Raw genomic sequence first — 22,174 nt, 5'->3', positions numbered from 1 at the left:
GTATGCCGAACCAATGGACGGGAAAAGGAAACCCCTATACGAGAGCTGAAGTCAGAGCGCGTATGCAGGCTACGCTGGACAGCCAGAAAGCCATTATTGCCGCGGGTGCCGGAACGGGTATCAGTGCCAAATTCATCGAGAAAGGGGGTGCCGATCTGATTATCATTTACAATTCCGGGCGGTTTCGCATGGCGGGGCACGGTTCTACCGCCGGTTTGATGGCTTACGGCGATGCCAACGCCGTGGCCATGGAAATCGGCGAGTTTGAAGTGTTGCCCGTTGTCGAAGAAATTCCGGTGATTTGCGGGGTACACGGCTCCGACCCCCGCCGGCGGATGTGGCACCACCTGCTGAAAGTGAAGGACATGGGCTTTTCCGGCATCAACAATTTTCCGACGCACTGCATCGTCGACGGTCACTTCCGGCGGGTGCTGGAAGAAACCGGAATGGGCTTTCAAAAGGAAGTCGAGATGGTGCGGCTGGCGAGCAAAATGGACCTGTTTTCCATCGTCTATGTCGCCACCCCCGACGATGCCCGGCATATGGCCGAAGCCGGTGCCGACGCGATCATTGCCCACGTCGGCACCACGGTCGGCGGCTCTATCGGGGTGACGGATGCCAGTTGTTCCATGGATGAAGCCGTCGAGCGAACCCAGCAAATCATCGATGCCGCGAAAGAAGTCCGTTCCGACATTTTTTTCCTGGCGCACGGTGGCCCCATCAACACCCCGGACGATGTTCGCCTGGTGCTGGAACGGACGAATGTGCAGGGGTTTGTGGGCGCATCGTCGCTGGAGCGAATGGGCGTTGAAGAATCCCTGACGGAACTGACCCGAAAATTCAAGTCGCTCGCCCGTTGATGACCCGGGTGTTGCTGCCTGTGCGGCAAGCCATCCGAAGGAACTTGGCAGAAGTGTATTCCAGAGAATCAGAGGTGTACCGTGAAAAATACCGGGGAGGTTTGTTTGATAGTGCGAACGTTGGAAATAGGAAATGGCAAGAGCCCGCAGGTTGCGGGCTCTTTTTGATTTTGAGAGAGGGTTTTGGGGTACTCGTAGGGGCAAGTGAAAACCTTTGATTTTCAGGTATTTATTGGCAAGTGAATAAATTTACTTTCACCTGTATATATATTGGAAGTCTATACCGTTTGTGCTTGGTGAGTATCGGTGTTTTGAGTTAGCCTATTACTGGATTCTATTTTTGACACCCTTCTGGTTATAAATCTTTCAGAATGAGCGTCCGCAAACGCTGGTCATGCGCATCACCCCACTGCCCGATTGCGCCGATGACCGGGATCAGGGATTGACCAAAATCGGTCAGATAATATTCCACTTTGGGGGGAACAACCGGATAAATCACCTTTCCCACCAGCTCGTGGCTTTCCAGTTCCTTCAACTGCACATTCAGCACGCGCCGGGACGCCCCCGGAATTTTTCGCTGCAACTCGCTGGGACGTTTAAATCCTTCGTTGATAAACCACAAAAGCCGCATCTTCCATTTCCCGTAAAGTACTTCGCCGATCAGGTCGAGCCCGCAGTTCAGGTCGGGCAATGTCTTTCTTTCGTACATCCTACAAAGATAATCATAGGCTTTGGGCGGTTCAATAGGGATAAATTTATCCCTATCTGAATCGTAAGTCCGTACTTGTCAGCCCGTGTCCTACGCCCGAAATTTGCCCTAAACAAATCAGCAGGTCAATGGACTTTACTTTTGAAAATGAACTGGCGGGCAAAATTGCGCTGGTAACCGGCGGCAGCAAAGGCACCGGTAAAGCGATTGCCGATCGCCTGATGAAAGCGGGGGCAACGGTGATCATTACGGCAAGAAACAAACCGGAACCTGACAACAACGGCACCTTTTTTATCGCGGCCGATCTGAGCAAGACCGCAGGAACGCAGAAAGTCGTTGACACAGTACTGGAACAATTCGGCCGCCTGGACATCCTCGTTAATAACATGGGTGGTTCTGAAACACCGGGTGGCGGTTTTGCGGTGCTTTCTGATCAGGATTGGGAGTCATCTATCCAGACCAATTTTCTGGCGCCCGTGCGACTGGACCGCGGATTTTTGCCCGGCATGATCAAGCGCGGTGAAGGGGTTATTGTCCACATTGCGTCCATCCAGGCGAAGTTGCCCCTGTATGACTCCACGCTCCCCTATGCAGCGGCAAAAGCAGCCCTGGTGAATTACAGCAAAAGCCTTTCCAATGAAGTCTCACCGAAAGGCGTACGCGTGCTCACCGTATCGCCCGGCTGGATTATGACCACGGCATCCAGCCGGATGATGGAGCGTATCGCCCAGAGTTCGGGCATCACCACTGAACAGGCGGCCACTGGGGTCATGGAGGCACTGGGCGGCATTCCCTTCGGCCGACCGGCCTGGCCCGAAGAAGTGGCCGAGCTGGTTGGCTTTCTGGTTTCGCCCCGGGCAACCTACCTCACCGGCACCGACTATGTGATTGACGGCGGTACCATCCCCACGGTATAGGCGGGCATTTATCAAACCGTTATTGCAACACAACCAGTTTAATCAACACAAACCTTAAATTTTATGAAACTTCCCGGCACGATTGAAGGCCTTATCAAGGCACAAAACCACATATTCGTCAGCGTTGCTGCGGGAAAACCCATACTTTTGTGGCGGAACCTCCTGCGAAACCTTAAAAGTATCCTACCAATGATAATCGAAAAATCGGGATTGAGATGGGCAATACCGGCATTGGTCCTGCTGTTTTTCTCCGCACTTACCAAAGCGCAAAAGTTGGACGTCACCTACAGAAATGACCCGTCTCAGCGGATACGGATTGCACCTGAAAGCGTTTTCAAAATGTTTCGTGAAGCCGGTATGAAGCCCGTCGATCATGACCTGACGCCCGCCCAAAAAGACAAGGTGAAAAATGCGTTCGGCCTGTTGCCACCCCTGCATCAGCGGATTTTGAAACAGCATCTACACAGCATCAGCTTTATGGATAACATGCCGAACACGGCATTGACATCCCCGGTTGATTCCGCTGGCGTCCCGAAGCAGTTCAACATTACCTTTCGGGCGGGACTGTTGGACGAGACCATTTCAGAATGGGCATCGTGGAAAGAAAAGACGTGCTTCAAACCGGCAGAGGATGCTGGCTACAAGGTACGCGTCGAAGGCGGTAAGCTGGATGCCATCATTTACGTGCTGCTGCACGAGGCTACCCACATCGTCGATGCCGTCACAGAGATTACCCCGCACGCGGCCGAAAACCAGTCCGTTGTTGAACCGACTCCATTTACCAAAGGGATTTGGCGCACGATGAACGTGCCCGTCGAGCCCTACATCGATTCGCTGCTGGAACAAACCCGTTTCCGAAGCGGCAAAGCCGTGCCGGTCAGCCTGGCACCGGAAGTATACCGAAAGCTCGCGCAGACGCCGTATGCCTCATTGTATGCCATGGCGGCCTGGTCGGAGGACATCGCTGAACTGGCAACCATCTATCACCTCACCACCAGGTTGCATCAGCCGTTTTATGTGGTCGTCACCAAAGACGGCGTTGAACTGGCCCGATTCGAGCCCATGAAGAATGTGCTTGTTCAACCGCGGTTGGGCCAGCTAACGCGATTCTACGAAAAATGATCTTACATTCTTGTTGGCCACAATGGCCGTAAGCGGCTTGCGCTGGTAGTAGCAAACTTGCCTTATTCGGCGCATGGGGGCTCGTGGACAAATACGGAATTTTGGTGATTCTGAGCCACATAAGCCGGACGGTTACCGCAACTTTCGGTCCTTTTGTGTTTATTTGTTCTTCCTTGAACCCTGCCCATGAAACGTTTCACCTACCCCGCCTTACTCCTGATGGCTGGTCTGCTCAGCCTGACCGAAAAAACCGCCACCACCGACTGGCCCGAATACAACGGCGGGCCCGATCGCAACCATTTTTCGCCCCTCACGCAGCTAAATCCCGGCAACGTAGGGAGCTTGCAGGTCGCCTGGGAATACGCGTCGGGCGGAGTCGATACGCTCAAAAACAACACCCAGATTCAGTGCAATCCGCTCATCGTCGGCGGGGTGCTGTACGGGGTTTCGGCCGGGTCGCAGGCCTTTGCGCTCGATGCGGCCACGGGCCGGGAGCTTTGGAAAACCGCCTTCACCGACGATACGTTCGCCATGAATAGCCGGGGGGTGACCTACTGGACCGATGGACGACAGGCCCGGATTTTCTTCGCATACGGCTCGCTGCTCTACGCTCTCGATGCCCGAACGGGAAAACCGGTACCCAGTTTTGGAAAAGGCGGAAAAATCAACTTGAAAGAGGGGCTTGCCCGCCCCGGCGCCGACGAGTATGTGGTGAGCAACACGCCGGGCGTGGTCTATAAAAACCTGCTCATCATGGGACACCGGGTGTCGGAGATTGCCCCGGCCCTGCCCGGCGACGTCCGTGCCTACGACCTGCACACGGGGCGGCTCGTCTGGACGTTCCACACCATTCCACACCCCGGCGAGTATGGGGCCGACACCTGGCCGAAAGACGGCCACCTCAACTTTGGTGGCGCCAACAACTGGATGGGCATGGCCATCGACCGCCAGCGCGGCATCGTCTACGTACCCACGGGAACGGCGGCCTTCGATTTATACGGCAGTACCCGGCCCGGCCAGAACCTGTTCGGTAATAGCCTGATCGCCCTCGATGCGGCCACGGGCAAGCGACGCTGGCATTTTCAGACGATCCACCACGACATTTGGGACCGTGATATTCCGGCTCCGCCCAATCTATTCACCGTTGTTCATGACGGCAAAAAGGTGGATGCGGTTTCAGTTTTATCCAAACAGGGGTTTCTGTTTGTCTTCGACCGGGTCACGGGAAAGCCGTTGTTTCCGATTGAAGAACGGCCCATGCCTGCTTCTACCGTTCCGGGGGAAAAAGCCTGGCCCACCCAGCCGATTCCCCTCAAACCTGCTCCCTTTACCCGGCAATCGTTTTCGGAAAGCGACATCAATGACTTTGTCACCGACCGCGATACGGTGCTGGCCCAACTCCGGCGCTGGCAATCGGGGAAGGAGTTTATTCCGCTGCCGCTGAGTCCCAACCGGACCGTGTTTTTTCCCGGCACCGACGGTGGCGCGCAGTGGGGCGGGGCCGCAGTGGACGAAACCGGTATTATGTACGTTCCCGCCAAGCAAATTCCGGTTACCATGGCGCTGGTTCCGACCAAAACCGCTGCGGTGTCAGCCGGAACCGTTAACCGCAGCGGGAGCCAACTCTACCAAACCCACTGTGCCGCCTGCCACGGCCCCAACCGCGAAGGCAGTCACGACGGTACCTATCCGGCCCTGACCAGCATTGCCCAAAAACGCAACGAGACCTCCGTGGCTCAGGTTCTGGCCAAAGGGCAGGGCATGATGCCGGCCTTCACCCACCTGAAGGAAGTTGAGCGCAGGGCCATCGTGGATTTTCTGTTCGGCAAAACAACGTCTGTTGCCAGCAACGCGGGCCTGAACACCGCGCCTTATCACCATACCGGGTTTACCCGCTGGTATGACCGGGCCGGGTATCCCGTGAGCCGCCCACCCTGGGGCACGCTGACGGCGATCGACCTGAATACGGGCGAACACCGCTGGCAGGTGCCGCTGGGTGAGTACCCCGAACTGGTGGCGAAGGGCATTCCCCCGACGGGCACCGACAACTACGGCGCCCCGGCGGTTACGGCGGGCGGTTTACTCTTCATCGCTTCTTCCCGCGACGAACTGATTCGGGCTTTCGACCGAAAAACGGGCCATGAACGCTGGCGCGCCAAACTGCCCGCTGCCGGGTATGCCTCGCCGAGTACCTACGCCGTCAATGGCAAGCAATACGTGGTAATTGCCTGCGGGGGTGGCAAACTCAAAACAAAATCGGGGGATCGGTACGTGGCGTTTGCGTTGCCGTAAACAACGCGGTGAGAACATTATATGAGCTTATTTCATCGCTTTGATCCATGCCCGAAGCAGTTCCAGACTTTCGGTATGCACCGTTTTTCGACCCAGTTCGGGCATTCGATCCCCGGGGTCCGTTGAATACAGGCGGTAGATCAGAATCGAAGCCTCGGGTTTGCCCGGTACGATGTCGAAGGCATGACCGCCCGACCCGTGACCCGCGGCAACCGGCGTTTTCATAATTCCCAACGCCGTGGGGTTGGTTTCGCCGACGCTCAGGTTTAACCCCGACGTCATGGCCGGGCCCTGCGGGTTGTGGCAGTGGGCGCAGTTGATGTCGAGCCAGGCCCGCGCCCGGTCGTTGAGCGAACCGGTTTCCGGCTGGTCCCACACGGGTGTTTTGGGACAGTCTGCCAGTGCGGGCAGGCCTGTTAGCATCCCGCTACGCTGCCAGTGCCGGAGTTGATTTTCTTTTTTTTCTGCCCCTGCATACGCCAGATCACCGTTGAGTTGGCGCACCGACGGACCGATGGGAGTCAGCACTTCCTGGCGGTTGTGGCACCCTTTGCACTGGTTCAGGTTGGGAATCCCGTACGCGTGCTGACGGGCGGTTCCTTGCGCATCCACGTACTGAACGGTTTTGGTATCACCGGCCACTTCCAGCCAGGCGTCGGTCTGTTCGGGGTTCCACACGTACACCAGTGCTTTCCAACCGTTGGGTTGATGAATCAGCAACCGTGTTTCCAGCAACTGACGTCCTTTGTCCGGATGACGGAAGTCCTGCGGGTAGTAAAAGGTTTTGATCAGCGTGGTGCCAACCGGAAAATGGAGTACCGCCGTATCGTTGTACGTCACCGACTGACCCGGCGGGAGTTGAACGAACCGGAGTTTTTCGGCGTAATCCGAGAACAAAGGCGTGTTCAACGCGTAGGGTACTACCCCGGCGGCCGGTCGCTGGTGGGCAGGATCGCCGGTAAAAAAGCCGTAGTCCGATAGCTTTTCGGGAACCGTTGCCGTTTGCCAACTAACCAGCGTCAGCCACAGGGCCAGAAGCCCGGCTGCAATCAGGTACGTGCGCATTGGTTAGCGGGCGTTGAGGGCCGGAACCTTGAGTGGTGGCAACTGGCAGTTAAATGGGGCGGCATCGCGGGACATGTTTTTGAAGCCCTGACCGGCATCCAGGGCGATCAGGCTTTGGTTTTTATTGTTACGAATGCAAATGCGACGCTCGGGAAGGGGCTGCCCATTTTTGTCCAGCGTGGCCGGATCGGTAATACCGTCGTAGAGAATATGGGGAATTTCAGACCCTGTTTTTAGAATTAACGCAAAAAGCTCTTTGCGGGCATTAGCCGGGCCGGGGTTCCGTTCGTAGACGTTGTCGTGAATGGAAATAGCCGTCGGGAAGGGGTAGTAAGCTTTGTCGGTAATGGGCCGTTGGGTAAACAAGTAACTAATGATGCCTGTACCCGTGCTTTGGTTGCGGATAAACCGGTTGTTGAACACCTCAACCCCGTTGGCCGCCAGAATGAGCAGGCCCGTTCCGGCAGAGACGGTAGCGACGATGTTGCCTTCGGGAGCAAAATTCGGCAGGTTGTTGTCGTGTACATGGTTATTGAATACACGCACGTTTCCCCCTTGTTTCTGAACCAGATCGGGCAAGTCGAATACCAGAATACCGCCCGTATTCTCATAGGCTTCGTTGTCGAAGACGTCGGCGTCGCGCGAGTTTTCGATTTCGATGCCGGCCACGTTGTGGTACGCTTTACTGTTTTTAACGACAATCCCGCGCGACTGACCCACGTAGATCCCCGCGTCGGAGGCCCCAATGGCCGTGCAACCCTCAATCACCACGTTGTCGCACTGAACCGGATACAGCCCGTAGCCGCCATTGGTCGACTTGGGAGGTCCCGTCCACTCGACTTTGACGTTGCGGAAGGTAATGCCTTTGACATTCATGGTTTTGATACCATCGCCTTTGCTATCCTGAACGGTCAAATTTTCAATGACGATATTTTCACTGTCCGATACGCGCAGGCCCTCGGCACCGTCGGTCTGGCCTTTGAAGCTGAGCACGGTTTTGTCGATGCCTTTACCGCGAATGACGATGCGTTTTTTGTCCTGGAGTGACAGACTACCGGTGAAGGTGAAGTGGCCCGCATCCAGCTCGATGGTACTGCCGTCATCGGCCATGATCAATTTTGTCTGGTAGCGTTTCTGAACGTCTGACTGGGCGTATAATGCAGAAGCATACAGCCAGGTAGTCAGCAACAATAAGGCCGGTTTCATCAGGGAAGAGTTAGGAGTAAGCGAATGTCGATCCACCCTGATCAACGGGTGTGGTGGATGTGCCTAAAACTACCCTAAAGATGAGTGACTTGCAAATTTTTACTGGTGTAAAATCAACCTGCAGCGGGCTTTCGGACGATTGCCAGGTGCCGATTCGTTCGACAAATCGATTTTCTGAACAGCAAATCCGAGCCTGAATTCTGCATGCCGATGATCCAGGGGAAATCGCTTTGGCAAACCCCGAGACCAATGCCCAATCGGAGTGACGCTTCTGGTTATGGAATTCTCGTCTGGATTGTGCCGGTTTTATGTGCAGGAAACGATTCTAATTTTCAGAAACAATGCTGACTTTTTCAGGTTCAAAGGCTAAATCGCCAGCGCAGATACCGTTTTTGCGAACGAAGGTGTTGAATTTCGTCCCCAATTCGATTGGTTTTGAGGCAATTCCTTCGGGCTAACCGAAGCCTTTTTTTGAATGCATACTATGAACAAAAGTGAAGATTTACACGGCAATGTTCCGGATCAGTTCCCCGTAGCGCTGTTGATTATCGACATGATCAATGACCTGGAATTTCCGGATGGGGAGCGGTTTTTAAAACCGTCTGTAAAGGCGGCCAAACAGATTGCGGCCCTGAAACAGCGATCCAGGGATTTGACTATTCCGGTTATTTACGTCAATGACAATTTTGGCCGCTGGCGATCCGATTTTAAAGAAGTGGTGGAGCATTGTCTGAAAGATGGCGTGCGGGGTCAGCCGCTGGTCGAACTGCTGTATCCGGCCTCCGATGACTATTTTGTACTGAAGCCCAAGCATTCCGCTTTTTTTGCCACCACCCTGGACACGTTACTGGAGTACCTGCATGTCAGGCACTTGATTTTAACCGGTATCAGTGCGGATATCTGCGTTCTTTTTTCGGCCAAAGATGCCTACATGCGGGAGTTTAGCCTGAGCGTTCCGGGCGATTGCCTGGCGTCCGATACAACGGCCCACACCAAAATGGCCCTGACGTATATGGAACGGGTTCTGGGAGCCGATACCACGCCTTCATCCCGGCTCGATTTGGAATCCTTAAGTCGAAAGGTCTTGTCTGCGGCCGGGTAAGAAGGCTGGACCCGGTTCTGTTTGTACTGTAAATTCATATAAATCACTCACATGATGACGAACCAACATCCGTATCAATCCTGTCTTGAAGCTTACCAGGCCTGTCTGGTTGCGACCAATGTGCGGAAGCCTGCCGCCGGTGCGCCGATGAATGCCGGAAAAGCCCCGTTCCCTTACTTTTTGGTTAAAAAGCAGGCCGGTTTGACGTATAAGGGTTAGAGTGGAAAAGCAGGCTTAAACCTGAAGAAAACCATGCAAACGAAACCCTACAACAGCCCCACCTATTGGCAACCCTTTACAGAAACGGAAGAAACCTCCCAGTGGGTCAATGGGCTGGGCCAGCAACTTAAACAGGCTACCCGCTGGGCTGCCGTTCCTTTGCCCTTTAAATCGGGCTCGCTCAAAATCGGACTGACGACCAACTCCCTCTGGCTGATCATAGCATGGGGGAAGGGGGGTAAACTGGCCATTCGCACCTGCTTCGATCCGCAGGGAATTCAGGGCTATAAACAACTTCGGACGACGGAAACGGGGGTCGAATACCGGGTGCAGGGCGCTCTGGGAACGTTCCGGGTGGTGATTGAACGACCGCTTTCGGATGAACCCCTGCTGCGTTATACCACCTCATTGAAACCAGAAAAGCCTTTCACCGTCCAGGCTTTTCCCCGGGATCTGTATCTGTTGGATACCGATTATGACCCCTTGACAACCGGGGGAATGGTGTATGTTACGCAGCACGGACCGACCGCCGGATTGACCTATCTGTCTACTACCCAGCCTGCGGAAGGGTCAATTTTATACTTTCAGAACCTGACGGCGCTCAACGACTACTGCCAGGCCACCCAGACCGAACCATCTGATACGGTCAATGTACAGTGGCCGGAAGCCGGTTTTGCCCTGCCATCTTCTGAAAAACCGTTGGAAGCCGGCAAGGAGGTTGTGCTATCGGATGCTTTCATTTATCAACGTGAATCGGTTCCGCAGAGCGAATTTGAAGCCGCCGACCAGTTTCTGGAGGCCATGGCCTGCCTTTACAAACACCTGCCCAAACCCGAAACCGCTTATTTTGATTGGCCCAAGATCGCTGAACGGACGATTCAGGCCCTGACCGAATCCCCGCACTGCGGACGCCGGATTCAGAAGCAGTACTACCTCAACGCCTACGTCGATGCGACCCGGAAACCGCCCGAAAGCATGGTGCAACTGGCCATTCTGGTGCCGCTTCGGGAGTATAAGGAATGGCTTGGAAAACCGGTTTCCCTGGCTGAACAGCTCCAAAAGAATTTACCGTCATTCTATGATGACCACCATGAAGTCATCATGCGGTGGTTACCAGGAGAATCCTTTAAAGACGAAAACCGCAATGAGGAACAGGATGCCAATAAAATCGACTCCTGGTATCTGCTGCACACCTTGATGAATCTGGGGCGGCTGGCCGAGAAGGGCGATACCGAAGCCAAAGCGCTGTTGTTTCGTTCGCTGGAATTTGCGATCAAAGCCGCTCATGCGTTTACGTATGACTGGCCGGTTTTTTACGACATTCGGACGCTGGAAATTGTCAAGGCCGAAACGGATGAAGGGAAAGGGGGCGAACTGGATGTGGCCGGGTTGTATACCCACGTAATGCTTCAGGCTTACGAACTAACCCGGGAACCCCGTTACCTGCAGGAAGCCATAGCCTCGGCCGACCGGCTGCGGGGGAAAGGGTTTGAACTGCTGTACCAGACGAACATCACCATCATGAGTTCGCTGACGCTGGCCAAACTCTGGAAGATCACCGGAAACCGGCTGTATTTCGATCTGAGCCGACTGGGCATTGCCAACGTGATCGCGAGCCTGTGGATGTGGGAGTGCAATTTTGGTTTTGGGCAGGCCCGCAGCACGTTTATGGGCGTGGCGCCATTGAAAAATGCCCCCTATCTGGCCGCTTACGAAGAAGCCGAAATTCTTGCTACCATGCTGAATTACCTCAAGGAGGTCGGTCGGGATGTACCTGATTCGATCCGTCTGTTGTTTTCAGAATACATGAAATACCTCCTGCACCGGGGGCGGTATTATTATCCGTCGGAATTGCCAGCGGAGATGGTTTGTGAGCAACCCCGTGAGGGGCGGATCATTCGGGATCTGCCCATGCCCCTGGAGGATATTTCGACCGGCTGGAAACAGGCCGGTGAAGTCGGTCAGGAAGTGTACGGGGGCGCGCTGGCGTATATTCTGACCACCTATGCCTACAAGGCCTTTGCCGATATGCCCGTCGTGGTTTTTTCAGACTATCCCATTTACCAGGCTGAATACCAGCTTTCGGACAAACACAGCGGCTACGCCGTGATCCGTCTGGCGGGTACGGCCGACAGCCAGTGCCGGGTTCGGTTGTTGCCCAAAAACCGGAAGCTGCCAACCGTGCAACTCTTTGACGAGGATAATCCGGGCGGTTCAGCCCTCAAACCAGTCGAAAAAACGGGTCAGTATTCTGAGTACCGGGTCCAGGGAAATCAACGGCTTCGGGTGGAATGGAGGCCGGGCAATAAGGACTGAACACCTATTCATTTATTCAAAAATTACCCCTACAAACGAACGTTATGGAGCAGGCAAACGCACACACGGCCGTCGAATCGCTGAACGGGAAACGAATTGTCATCACGGGCGGCACGACCGGAATCGGCCGGGCCATCGCCATCTTACTGGGTTCATACGGCGCCCGAATCGTTACGTTCGGGCGGCATCAGCAGCAACTCGACGAAGCCCTGACTGCCATTCGAAATGCCGGAGGTCAGGCCGATGGCATCGTGGCCGACAGTGCCAAAGCCGAGGATGTCCGGCGGTTTTTTCAACAGGTCGATGCGAAGCTGGGCGGTTTGGATATCCTCATCAACTGTGCGGCCCTGGGCGCAGAAGGCCTCAGCGCGATGGACGATGCGGACTGGCGGTACGTGATCGAAACCAATCTGGTCGGTTATCTGGCCACCACCAAAGAAGCCCTTGGGCGTATGCAGCCGCAAAAACGGGGACATATTGTGCTGGTCGGGTCGATGAGCGCCGATGTGCGCGAAGAAGGCAGTTCGGTATACGTGGCAACCAAGTCGGCCATCCAGGGCTTTGCCGAGAGCCTGCGCAAAGAAGTCAACGGCGACGGGGTCAAAGTTAGCCTGGTCGAACCGGGCGCGGTGGGGTCGGACATGCAGGCAACTACCCCGGAGGAGGAGCGGGCGAACCAGGAAAAAGGCGAAATGCTGCGGGCGGAAGATATTGCGGTTTGCGTACACTACATCCTGACGCAACCGCTGCGGTGTGATGTGGTTTCCATTCAGATTCGCCCGCATCTTCAACGGATTTAACCGCTCGATCCCATGGCATTTTCAACCGATCTTCTCGTCTTTTCGCCCAACGATGTCGATCTGCAGTATTCCCCTTTGCGTCGGACCATCCAGGCGGATACCTACGTTCTGGGGGCGTTCAATCCCGGGCTTACCCGCCTGCCCAACGGCAATCTGCTGATGATGATCCGGGTTGCCGAAGCGCTCAACCAGCCCATCATCGGGGAACAGATCCACGCGATTCGCTGGGATGCGGCAAAAGGATATGTGCTGGATAGTTACCCGCTGGCGAGTGTCAATGCCGCCGATCCGCGCAAGTTTCAGGTGCTCGGACATCCCTGCAAAGTCATGGCGCTGACCTCCCTGTCGTGGCTGCTGCCCGTTGAACTGACGCCCGACGGAACCCGCGTTGTGACGGTGCATTACGACAAAACTATTGCCCCCGAGCGGTCTTACCAGGAATATGGTATTGAAGATGCCCGGATTACAAAAATTGAGGGTACGTATTACATGACGACCTGTTCGGTCAGTTCAGAACGCCATTCGACTACGTTGTATACCTCGACCGATGGTCTGAATTATGCGTTGCAGGGCATCCTTCTCGACCATCAGAACAAAGACATGGTTTTTTTTGAAGGCAAGATTGACGGACGGTTTTTTGCCCTTACCCGACCACTGGGTGATTTGTATTTTGCCGCCCGCCCGGACAGTGCCTATTATCCCGGCCCATCGATCAACCTGGCGTCGTCGCCCGATGGGTTGCATTGGAAACCGGTGGAAGAGCCGTTGATCCGCGCCCGGAAAGGCTCCGCTTCGACCCTGAAAATCGGGGGTGGAACCCAGCCCATTCTGACCGATCAGGGCTGGCTGTTGCTCTACCACGGAGTCGAACTGAGGGAACTGGTGGGCGTTTACCGCACCTTCTGGGCCTTGCTGGATGCTGCCGATCCGCGAAAAATCCTGCATTGGGAAGACCGTACGCCCATTCTGGAAGCGAATCCGGATCTGACCGGGCCGTTGAAAGACCAGCTCTACCTTTCCGATGTGGTTTTTACGACGGGCATCATTGATGCGGGTAATCAGTATATAGTCGCTTCGGGTGAATGCGATCTGGCGTGTCGGATTACCCACATTCCCAAACCAATCCTGAGGTTGAATTAACTCCGGGAGAAGCATTGGAAGGAAGACCGGCCACAAGATAGCTCAAAAAACGGCCCCACTTTTCCCACCGGGCGGAGCGATGTGTCAAATAACCGGGTGCCTGTGATAACCCTATTTTTCAGCAGCAAACAAAGTACAGGCCTTGAGGTTCTTCCGGAGTGGTTGAATGGAGGAGGGGCAAATGGAAGTGTTTATGAAATGTGAATGCCGTTGGCGAAAACTGGCGTACCAACCAATACGTGCACCTCGATCTGAACCCGGCCATCAACTGGCTGATCCTTTCCGAAGGCATCCTGATGGTTTATTTTCTGTTCGGAATTGGCCTGGGATTTTATTTTCACCAGTATAGTATGCTGGTTTTTCACTCCATGCTGGCGGTCGGTTTTGGGCTGGTATTCTTATACAGTTTGGCCCATTCTAAAATCATAGATTGACCAGAGCCAATCCAAAACCACCGGGTCAAAAAACTTCCTTTTCAATTCACTTAAAAACAACCGCTCACTGGTATACGCAACTGGATCATGTACCGGAAAAAAAGTAAAAGTCTGGCTCAGGGTACGGTTCTGGTAGTTGAACCGTAAACGGTTGTTAGTCGATGCTGAAGGCTGCAAGTACCGCAGCGATCAGGGTTTTGAACAAACCGGCAGGCGGATCCGGAACAAGGTTCCCCAGCCCGCCCTGGTTTCGATTTCCAGGCTGGCTCCCAGCAACTCACACAATTTTTTGACAATTGAAAGGCCAATCCCTTCCCCCAGTTCCGCTTTGGAGGTTTGAACCGCGGTCACTTTCCGGGCGTCGGCCGGCGGATTGACCAAGCCTGTAGACGCTGTCGATTCCAAATCGGGCGACAATAGCTGGGCCGCTGCATTCGCTTGTTGGTAGGATAAACCAGGCCCCGAATCCTGGATACTGATCATCCAGTGGTACTGATCCTCATGAGACCAGGAGACCGACACCCAGCCCGATTCGGTGTGCTTCAGGGCGTTCAGCACCAGATTCTGTACGATGCGCTGTACCTGTATGGGATCGCTTTCAACCAGTAGCTCTGTAGGGCCATCTGCTTTCAGTACCAGTCCCTTTTCCTGGGCCAGGGGTTGATAGCAGGTCACAAACGAATGCAGCAATTCGCCGGCGTTGAAAGCTTTGATGACAACCGGTTCCTGACCGGCCTCCAGCCGGGCCAGATCCATGAGTTGAACGACCATATTCCGGACGGTCGTTAGGTTGCGATTAAGCATGGCAACCAGCTCTTTACGTTCGGATTCATCGACATCCATTAGCTCCAAAAACGAAGCAGAACCTTGAATTACCCCGAAACTGCCGCGCAGATCATGAGAAGTCGTACGCAGCAGATCGCCCCGCTGGCGCATGAGCTTATTGAGTTTCGCCAGGGTTTTTTCCAGTGTTTGTGCCCGGCTGCTGGCGGCAATACGCTGCAATTCGGTGTACTGCTCGATGCTGCCTTTCATACACAGCGTAGTAAACCAGGCCAGATGCTCATACGATTGGACAATCGCTTCGGGGAAGGCTATCGGATTCAGGAGCCAATACTGCCGGTGTTCTTCCAGCAAAATCCAGTTCAGGTGCTGAACTTCGCCCAGCAGTTCGTGCAAAACGTAGCCCTTCTGCCAGCGGTGTAAGCCGTGTTCTTCGGCCAGCAACTCCACATCGCCTTCCAGCGGTTGTTGGCGTAGCCGCCGTTCAAATACATTGATCATCGCAGGAACCTTGTTGTTAAATTCCTCGCGGCTCAGTTTGGCCGTCGTATTGAACGTCGGATCGGTTTGACAAGCGGTCTGCCAGTTGTTTAAAACCGCTTCCCGACGGGCTGCTAAATAGGCTGACAAATCAATCAGCGATTGAAGGGGATTAAAAGCCTGGGACTCCATACGGGTTTCGTTATGGTTCAACATCCGGTTGGACGGTTCGTTCCGGAAGTGAGACATCCCTACTGGGCGACCAGGCGAAGAGTACGATAAGGCATTGCGGTTGTGGGGTAAACACCGTAAGGAAGCGTATGGTTTAAAATTTTATTTGGCAAGGGTGGTAATGATAATGGCGAGGATCAGCTTTGGGACCATTTCCTCACTAGTGAGGCCGCGAAAAAGGCGCACCCGTGTGGAAGCGGGTTGAGTAAGTGAACCGCGTTTCCTGCCAACGAATCCAGTACATGCATGGAGCGCCAAGGTTTATCAATGGTCTTTATATCATCACACTATGTCTATTCATCCAACAATTGCCGAACTCCAGGCGGGTTCCGAACCTTTGACCAAATTAGCAGTATCACAACAGGAACAATCCATCCCATCCGTTTATCCGATACAGGATTTACTTTGTTTTTCGCATCTGCGTTGGAATTTTGTCTATCAACGCCCTCAGCACCTTTTGAGTCGGGCAAGTCAACACTTTCGGGTCTGGTTTTGGGAGGAACCCGTCAGAGATGATCACGAATGGCTCGAAGTCCGTTCGATTACGCCACAGCTTCATATCCTTACTCCTCATTTGTTACCGACTACCGGGCCTGAAGCGGAAACCGATCAGCAACGGCGGTGGTTGAGCGGTTTGCTGATGCAATACGGGATCACGGATTACGGTATGTGGTATTATACACCAATGGCCCTGGCTTTTACCAATCATCTGCAGCCCCGGGTTACGCTTTATGACTGCATGGATGAACTGTCAGCCTTTCAGGGGGCTTCGCCCCAGCTTCGGGAACGGGAAAAGGAGTTGTTACAACGGGCTGATCTGGTCTTTACGGGCGGTTATAGCTTATTCGAAGCCAAGAAGAAGCTCCATCCATCCGTCCACGCCTTTCCCAGCAGTGTCGACTTTTCTCACTTTGCCAAAGCCCGTCAGGGCTTGCCTGATCCAATCGATCAACAGGAGCTGGCGCATCCGCGCATTGGTTACAGTGGTGTGATTGACGAGCGGGTTGATCTGTCTCTTTTAAGGGAACTTGCTCAGCGTCAGCCCATCTGGCAGTTCATCCTGTTGGGGCCGGTCGTTAAAATTGATCCGGCTACCCTGCCTCAGGCTCCGAATCTGCATTACCTCGGTATGAAATCATACGACGAGTTACCGGCGTATTTTAGCAACTGGGAGATCGGAATGCTGCCCTTTGCGCTCAATGAATCCACCCGTTTCATTAGCCCGACGAAAACACCGGAGTATCTGGCCGGTGGTCTCCCGGTTGTTTCAACACCCATTCGGGATGTGGTCACTACTTACGGTGGCTGCAGTCCCGTTCAGATTGCCGATTCTGTGCTGGCGTTTGAAGAAGCGATTGACAGAATCCTGCAAAATCATCCCAAACCTGACTGGGCGGGCGTCGATCTCCAGTTACGGCAACAATCCTGGCAGCGGACCTGGCATGCGATGTTGGGCCTGTTGGCCGGGCAATCAAGATCCAATGAAGCGGTTTCGCCGACCATTCACCTGTCCCTATGAGTGCGCAAACCGGATCCGCAGCACCGAATCTGTCGGTGCTGCGGCCGTTAGCACTCTGGGGCGGAATCGAGTGTACCGTTAACCGGGTGGGCGATTGCTACCAGGATCAGCTTCTGCGTAACGGGCATCATCACCGTTCGGATGACCTGATTCGACTCGCTGAATTGGGCCTGAAAACCCTGCGATACCCGATACTTTGGGAGCGTACGGCCTCTGAACGGGTCGACCAGCCGGATTGGCGATGGGCGGATGAGCGCCTGGGGATGTTGCAGCAACTCCAGATCCGGCCCATCGTTGGGCTGGTCCACCACGGCTGTGGTCCGCGCTATGCCACCTTTACCGGGCCAAATTTTGAGCAGCAATTGCCCCGCTATGCCCGGCAGGTAGCGGAGCGCTATCCCTGGGTCGATGCCTATACGCCCGTAAACGAACCGTTGACGACAGCCCGCTTCTCGGGTTTGAACGGTCACTGGTTTCCGCATAAAACCAATGACCGGGTGTTTGCTGAAATTTTGCTCCGACAATGCAAGGCTACGGTTTTGAGTATGCAGCAAATCCGGCAAGTGAGGCCGGATGCCCAACTCATCCAAACCGATGATCTGGGGCAGGTGCATGGTACGCTCCGGTTAACCTATCAGGCGGAATGGGAAAATCATCGCCGGTGGCTAACCTGGGATTTACTCTGCGGACGCGTTACGGAGCAGCATCCGCTCTGGGATTATTTCCGCTGGGTGGGCATTGACCAGAAAGATCTGGCCTTTTTTAGTGATAACCCAAGTCCGCCTTCCCTGATTGGGGTTAACCATTATATTACCAGTGAGCGATACCTGGATGAGCAGTTCTGGTGCTATCCGGCTCAGCTGTGGGGCGGTAATGGCCGACACCGGTATGTGGACACGGAGGTGGTTCGGGCGGCACCGGAGCTGCGCATTGGCTTGAATGGCTTGTTGAAGCAGGCTTGGGAACGCTATGGAATTCCCATCGCCGTTACCGAAGCTCATTTGGGTTGCACGGTCGATGAGCAGATGCGCTGGCTTCTGGATGTCTGGCAGCAAACCGAGGAAGTGCGCAAAACCGGCGTTGACGTACGGGCAGTAACCGCCTGGGCTCTTTTCGGTTCCTACGACTGGCATTGCCTGTTGACCCGCCAGGAAGATCAGTATGAACCGGGGGCTTTCGATGTGCAATCGGGACCTTTGCGAACGACCCCTTTAGCCCGTTTGATACAACGACTGGCTACAGGACAGAATCCCGGCAAACTGGTTCCCCCCGGTCTGGGCTGGTGGCTGCGCCGGGCCGAAACCTCATTTTAAAAGATGAATTTCATCAACCTCTGCCCGGCGCAGTTTCACTAAAGCCGGGTCTGTCTGTTTTGTTGCGGCAATAATCCCGTTCTCAGGGTAACGGTAACAACTTTTATGTAAACAAGGTATCCATGAAAAGCTATTGGATTTCAATTTCCCTCCTGGGGCTGCTGGCCTGTGGGGGAGGGAGTTCCGGCACCGCCGATATCGATAGTGGTGGTGGGGCGCGTCATGCTTCGAATATACTAGGGCGCCAGGTGAGTGGCACCCGGCTGTTGAGCGAGTACTACAAATACAACATGCCGTGTTATTACATCGGTGAAGCGTCGCTCAAATCCATGTTCAATCTGGAGGAAGCCGTGCCCCTGATCTGGAAGGAAACCGAGAGTACCTGTGAAGTCGTCCTGAACAATAAAAAGCTGGTGGTTCTTTCCACCACCACCGACCGTCCGTTTGAGTCGGTTTTTCATGCCGATTATTATTTTAACCGCCTGTATCAACCCGAAGCCCTGGATCGTCGCGGCCCTCAACAACCGTATACGGGCCCTGAACCCCAGGGAACTGGTGCTGAAAGTCCGGTTGGCGGAGCAGGAACTAATTCGTCGGCCGGAAACAGCGCCGTAGCGGGTGCTCCGAACGATTCGATTCAGGTCCACGCGGCTCCGGGTCAATTGGCATCTGCTCAATTGAAAGATAGTGACGAACAGCAAGCCGGACCGCAGCCCGTAGCGGGTGTGTGGGAAAAAGCCGTATGGGATGCAAAAAGCAGAACGCTGCACATCCTGAATCTGCAACACGTTTTTCATATCACGGTCAGCCACGGCCCGACGGCGAAAATGGATAGCCTGAATGCCACCAAACTTGGCGCGTTGCTGACCAGGCAGGTGGACGACGAAGCGAACCAGGGAGAAGCCCCAATCTATTGATTCTGCCCGCAATTGCCCTTGAATCGTCCGGTTTTTAAATACTGGTCGAATTACTTCAAAACATCGATGAACCCCACGGTTTAAAATCGGGAAAACCACCGGGCCGCAACCGGTTGGCACCGTTTTTTAGTAGACACCGTAGCGGTTTTCTTAGAAGTTGTTTGAATGAAGGCCGGAGGCCTGTCCTGTCAATAATCAATAGTATCCATTAGCTCGTGGTAGCTCCGGAGGAGCGGTCTAAAAACATCTTCAGACCGCTCCTCCGGAGCTACCACGAGCTAATGGATACTATTGATTATTGACAGACCGCCCTTCCAGGGCTCTCCCCGGTTAACTCTAACAGCTTGTTAGTTCTTTCTTCGGAAAAACATAAAAACCGCCACGGTGACCGCTGTTCCGATGAGTACTTTCCTGGTTAGTCCCTGCGGGTCATGTTTCCACTCCGCTTTCCAGCCTCTTTCGGCAAAAATATTGGGAACATGCCCCCGTTTGAAATCATCGATGATGCCCTCTACCATATTAACGCGGTCGGCCAGCAGCAGCGGGAGCCAGTGACCGTATTCGGACTCACTGTATTTGAAGGCATACCGGCGGATGGCGCCACTCAATCCGGACGGTGGTGCCGACGTACCGAAAACCGCACTGATGGTGGGCCGTTCGATGGAACACAACACTTCCACGTCCACCGGTTGCTGCGTGGGCCGTTCCCAGCTATAGCCCGATTGTTCATCATTGGTCCGGTGTTTTATCGGATAGGTCGGGTTGTTTTTCGGATCGGCATCGATGCCCCAGCCGTTGATATGCGAATAGTTTTTGGCGATTGCAGATACCTCTTTGTTGGGATTTTTCATAAGATTGCTCGTTACATTCTGGCTGAAGGTGGAATAAGAACGGGTTTGATGCAATTGTCGAGCTTGTCGGAAAACAGGCGATATGCATCGGCGGCTTCTTCCAGCGGGATGCGGTGGGTGATCAGGGCTTTGGGGTTTAAAACCCCATTCTGGACGTGCTCGATAAGCCGCGGCAACAACCGCTTGACCGAAGCCTGATTGGCCCGCAGCGTTAGTCCTTTGTTAACGACATTGCCGATCGGAACCAGGTTGTCTGTGGGGCCATAGACGCCCACGATGGAAACAATACCGCCTTTTTTGACGGAATTAATGGCCCAGTGCAAGGCCGTAGCCGAACCCGCCTGTAGCAGCGTTTTTCGCCCCGTGATGGTTTGCAGGGCACTTCCGGCGGCTTCAGCACCAACCGCATCGATTACCACGTCGGCCCCCATCCAGTCGGTGATTTTCTTGATGAACACGACCGGATCGTCCATTTCTTTAAAATTGTAGACTTCACAATTGGCGTAGTTTCGAACGAACTCGAGCCGGTATTCGTATTGGTCGAGAACAATGACCCGACCGGCTCCAAACAGCCAGCAACAGCGGGCGGCCATGATTCCCACCGGACCGGCACCAAAAACAACCACCGTATCGCCGGGCTGAATACCGCCCATTTCGGCAGCCTGGTAACCCGTTGGCACCACGTCGGTCAGCATGACGGCATCCTCCGGGTCCATGCCCGGTGGAATGATGGTCGGCCCTACATTGGCATAGGGAACCCGGACAAATTCAGCCTGTCCGCCGTCGTATCCACCGCCGGTGTGTGAATAGCCAAAAATGCCGCCCACTGCGGTCGCCTGTGTGTTCGATTCATGGCAATTTCCAAACAACCCCTGCCGGCAAAAATGGCACTTGCCACAGGCAATGTTGAACGGAACCAGAACCTGATCACCGACTTTTACCTTGTGTACTTCCGAACCAATTTCTTCGACAATGCCGATAAATTCGTGTCCGAAGGTCATGCCGACCCGCGTATCCGGCACATTGCCATTGTAGAGGTGCAAATCAGAACCGCAGATACAGGAGCGGGTCACCCGCACAATCGCATCTTCGGGATGCTTGATTTCGGGCATGGGTTTGTGGCTGACGCGTACCCGTTGCGGGCCGCGGTAATTCATGGCTAGCATAGCAATCGCTTTTACGTTTGTGTTTTTGAAACTGGCTTCCGAATGGATAACAACCTCAAAACAGCAGGGACTTTATTTAGTGAGCATTCGGCCCCTGGCGAGATTTATCGGGATGTTTTCCATCCTTCAGCCAGGACGCTATTCAGCCTTGTTTTTATCATACGCAGCAAGGTGCTGAACGGGATCTGGTATGGTTCGGGGCAACCATCCGGTAGTAGCGGTGGAAGTAAAGCTGTCGAATTCTCCGACCCTGAAGCGGGGACATCGGTGGCTCAGGAAGATTTGGGCCAATTGCCCATCCTGTTGGTAACGCCCTCAGCCGGAAGCTACCCATTTCGTTCGGGTGTGCAGGTGGTGGACATCGATTCGCTGTGGGACCGGTTGAGGGAATTCAACGAATTGGCTCAATAAGATGGGATTGAAAGTGCCATTCTAATTGGATAGAGAGTAAGGTGTGTCCGTTGGGTAAGTTCAAAATACCATCATCAAACCTATGAATGCCCAGACTGCCAAATAAATTGTGTATCAAACAGTGCATTAAATAAAAAAGCCACTAACAAGTTTTATCTCGTAAGTGGCTGATTGTCAGTGTGCACTCGTAGGGATTCGAACCCCAAACCTCCTGATCCGTAGTCAGGTGCTCTATCCAATTGAGCTACGAATGCTTATTCCCGTGTTGGGACTGCAAAAGTAAGATAAAAAAGATAAGATTCAAAAAGCCAGCCGGAAATT

20 protein-coding genes and 1 tRNA gene are annotated in these 22,174 nt (G+C 54.2%); 14 read left to right on the top strand and 7 right to left on the bottom strand.

The window, feature by feature from the left end:
- The first annotated feature begins 2 nt into the window (after window positions 1-2).
- Window positions 3-860: a phosphoenolpyruvate hydrolase family protein gene (locus ACO064_RS04870; protein WP_421826273.1), complete on the top strand. Its 858-nt coding sequence runs from the start codon at window positions 3-5 to the stop codon at window positions 858-860.
- Between the two features lie 355 nt (window positions 861-1,215).
- Here ACO064_RS04870 and ACO064_RS04865 read toward each other — a convergent pair whose 3' ends face one another.
- Window positions 1,216-1,569 carry a winged helix-turn-helix transcriptional regulator gene (locus ACO064_RS04865; protein WP_421826272.1) on the bottom strand — a complete coding sequence of 118 codons (354 nt, stop codon included), beginning with the start codon at window positions 1,567-1,569 and terminating at the stop codon, window positions 1,216-1,218.
- Between the two features lie 128 nt (window positions 1,570-1,697).
- Between ACO064_RS04865 and ACO064_RS04860 the strand changes: the two genes are divergently transcribed.
- From ACO064_RS04860 to ACO064_RS04850, 3 genes are all read left to right on the top strand, one after another.
- Window positions 1,698-2,486: an SDR family oxidoreductase gene (locus ACO064_RS04860; protein ID WP_421826271.1), complete on the top strand. Its 789-nt coding sequence runs from the start codon at window positions 1,698-1,700 to the stop codon at window positions 2,484-2,486.
- Between the two features lie 339 nt (window positions 2,487-2,825).
- The gene (locus ACO064_RS04855; RefSeq protein ID WP_421826270.1) at window positions 2,826-3,608 is read left to right on the top strand and encodes a hypothetical protein; all 783 of its coding nucleotides are present in this window, start codon (window positions 2,826-2,828) and stop codon (window positions 3,606-3,608) included.
- A 186-nt stretch (window positions 3,609-3,794) separates the two neighbouring features.
- Window positions 3,795-5,900 (top strand): PQQ-binding-like beta-propeller repeat protein, encoded by a 2,106-nt coding sequence (locus ACO064_RS04850; protein ID WP_421826269.1) that lies wholly within the window; start codon window positions 3,795-3,797, stop codon window positions 5,898-5,900.
- A 27-nt stretch (window positions 5,901-5,927) separates the two neighbouring features.
- Here the strand turns inward: ACO064_RS04850 and ACO064_RS04845 are convergent, their stop codons facing one another.
- Together ACO064_RS04845 and ACO064_RS04840 are read right to left on the bottom strand one after the other, a co-directional pair.
- Window positions 5,928-6,965, bottom strand: a complete 1,038-nt coding sequence (locus ACO064_RS04845) for an SO2930 family diheme c-type cytochrome (protein ID WP_421826268.1) — start codon at window positions 6,963-6,965, stop codon at window positions 5,928-5,930.
- Window positions 6,966-6,968: 3 nt separating this feature from the next.
- A complete protein-coding gene (locus ACO064_RS04840; protein ID WP_421826267.1) occupies window positions 6,969-8,171 on the bottom strand; it encodes a parallel beta-helix domain-containing protein in 1,203 nt (400 codons plus the stop codon).
- Window positions 8,172-8,655: 484 nt separating this feature from the next.
- Here ACO064_RS04840 and ACO064_RS04835 point away from each other — a divergent pair, with 484 nt between their 5' ends.
- From ACO064_RS04835 to ACO064_RS04810, 6 genes are all read left to right on the top strand, one after another.
- Entirely contained in the window at window positions 8,656-9,273 is a 618-nt protein-coding gene (locus tag ACO064_RS04835; protein WP_421826266.1) for a cysteine hydrolase family protein, read from the top strand.
- Window positions 9,274-9,324: 51 nt separating this feature from the next.
- A complete protein-coding gene (locus ACO064_RS04830) occupies window positions 9,325-9,492 on the top strand; it encodes a hypothetical protein (RefSeq protein ID WP_421826265.1) in 168 nt (55 codons plus the stop codon).
- Between the two features lie 33 nt (window positions 9,493-9,525).
- Window positions 9,526-11,808, top strand: coding sequence for a hypothetical protein (locus ACO064_RS04825; protein ID WP_421826264.1), 2,283 nt, complete (start codon window positions 9,526-9,528; stop codon window positions 11,806-11,808).
- 44 nt (window positions 11,809-11,852) lie between these two features.
- On the top strand, window positions 11,853-12,608 hold the full coding sequence (locus ACO064_RS04820; protein WP_421826263.1) for an SDR family oxidoreductase: 756 nt from the start codon (window positions 11,853-11,855) through the stop codon (window positions 12,606-12,608).
- A gap of 12 nt (window positions 12,609-12,620) precedes the next feature.
- A complete protein-coding gene (locus ACO064_RS04815; RefSeq protein ID WP_421826262.1) occupies window positions 12,621-13,748 on the top strand; it encodes a glycosidase in 1,128 nt (375 codons plus the stop codon).
- 200 nt (window positions 13,749-13,948) lie between these two features.
- Window positions 13,949-14,182, top strand: a complete 234-nt coding sequence (locus ACO064_RS04810) for a hypothetical protein (RefSeq protein ID WP_421826261.1) — start codon at window positions 13,949-13,951, stop codon at window positions 14,180-14,182.
- 189 nt (window positions 14,183-14,371) lie between these two features.
- Here the strand turns inward: ACO064_RS04810 and ACO064_RS04805 are convergent, their stop codons facing one another.
- Window positions 14,372-15,637: a sensor histidine kinase gene (locus ACO064_RS04805; protein ID WP_421826260.1), complete on the bottom strand. Its 1,266-nt coding sequence runs from the start codon at window positions 15,635-15,637 to the stop codon at window positions 14,372-14,374.
- 496 nt (window positions 15,638-16,133) lie between these two features.
- Here ACO064_RS04805 and ACO064_RS04800 point away from each other — a divergent pair, with 496 nt between their 5' ends.
- The 3 genes from ACO064_RS04800 (at window position 16,134) to ACO064_RS04790 (ending at window position 19,425) form a co-directional block, all read left to right on the top strand.
- Window positions 16,134-17,195, top strand: a complete 1,062-nt coding sequence (locus tag ACO064_RS04800; RefSeq protein WP_421826259.1) for a glycosyltransferase family 1 protein — start codon at window positions 16,134-16,136, stop codon at window positions 17,193-17,195.
- Complete coding sequence (locus ACO064_RS04795; protein ID WP_421826258.1) at window positions 17,192-18,508, top strand: family 1 glycosylhydrolase; 1,317 nt, start codon at window positions 17,192-17,194, stop codon at window positions 18,506-18,508. The genes ACO064_RS04800 and ACO064_RS04795 overlap by 4 nt, the downstream gene beginning before the upstream one ends.
- A gap of 122 nt (window positions 18,509-18,630) precedes the next feature.
- Window positions 18,631-19,425, top strand: a complete 795-nt coding sequence (locus ACO064_RS04790) for a hypothetical protein (protein WP_421826257.1) — start codon at window positions 18,631-18,633, stop codon at window positions 19,423-19,425.
- A gap of 347 nt (window positions 19,426-19,772) precedes the next feature.
- On the opposite strand, the gene ACO064_RS04785 is transcribed toward ACO064_RS04790, so the two are convergent.
- Together ACO064_RS04785 and ACO064_RS04780 are read right to left on the bottom strand one after the other, a co-directional pair.
- The gene (locus tag ACO064_RS04785; RefSeq protein WP_421826256.1) at window positions 19,773-20,276 is read right to left on the bottom strand and encodes a hypothetical protein; all 504 of its coding nucleotides are present in this window, start codon (window positions 20,274-20,276) and stop codon (window positions 19,773-19,775) included.
- An 11-nt stretch (window positions 20,277-20,287) separates the two neighbouring features.
- On the bottom strand, window positions 20,288-21,442 hold the full coding sequence (locus ACO064_RS04780) for a zinc-dependent alcohol dehydrogenase (RefSeq protein WP_421826255.1): 1,155 nt from the start codon (window positions 21,440-21,442) through the stop codon (window positions 20,288-20,290).
- Window positions 21,443-21,484: 42 nt separating this feature from the next.
- Between ACO064_RS04780 and ACO064_RS04775 the strand changes: the two genes are divergently transcribed.
- A complete protein-coding gene (locus ACO064_RS04775) occupies window positions 21,485-21,853 on the top strand; it encodes a hypothetical protein (protein WP_421826254.1) in 369 nt (122 codons plus the stop codon).
- A 180-nt stretch (window positions 21,854-22,033) separates the two neighbouring features.
- Here the strand turns inward: ACO064_RS04775 and ACO064_RS04770 are convergent.
- Window positions 22,034-22,107, bottom strand: a tRNA-Arg gene (locus ACO064_RS04770).
- Window positions 22,108-22,174: the final 67 nt, after the last annotated feature.

This window comes from Larkinella sp., assembly GCF_965227735.1.
In the GTDB taxonomy this organism is placed as follows: Bacteria; Bacteroidota; Bacteroidia; order Cytophagales; family Spirosomataceae; genus Larkinella.
Note: the sequence above shows the minus strand (reverse complement) of the source record. Positions and strands in the feature narration are given on the sequence as shown.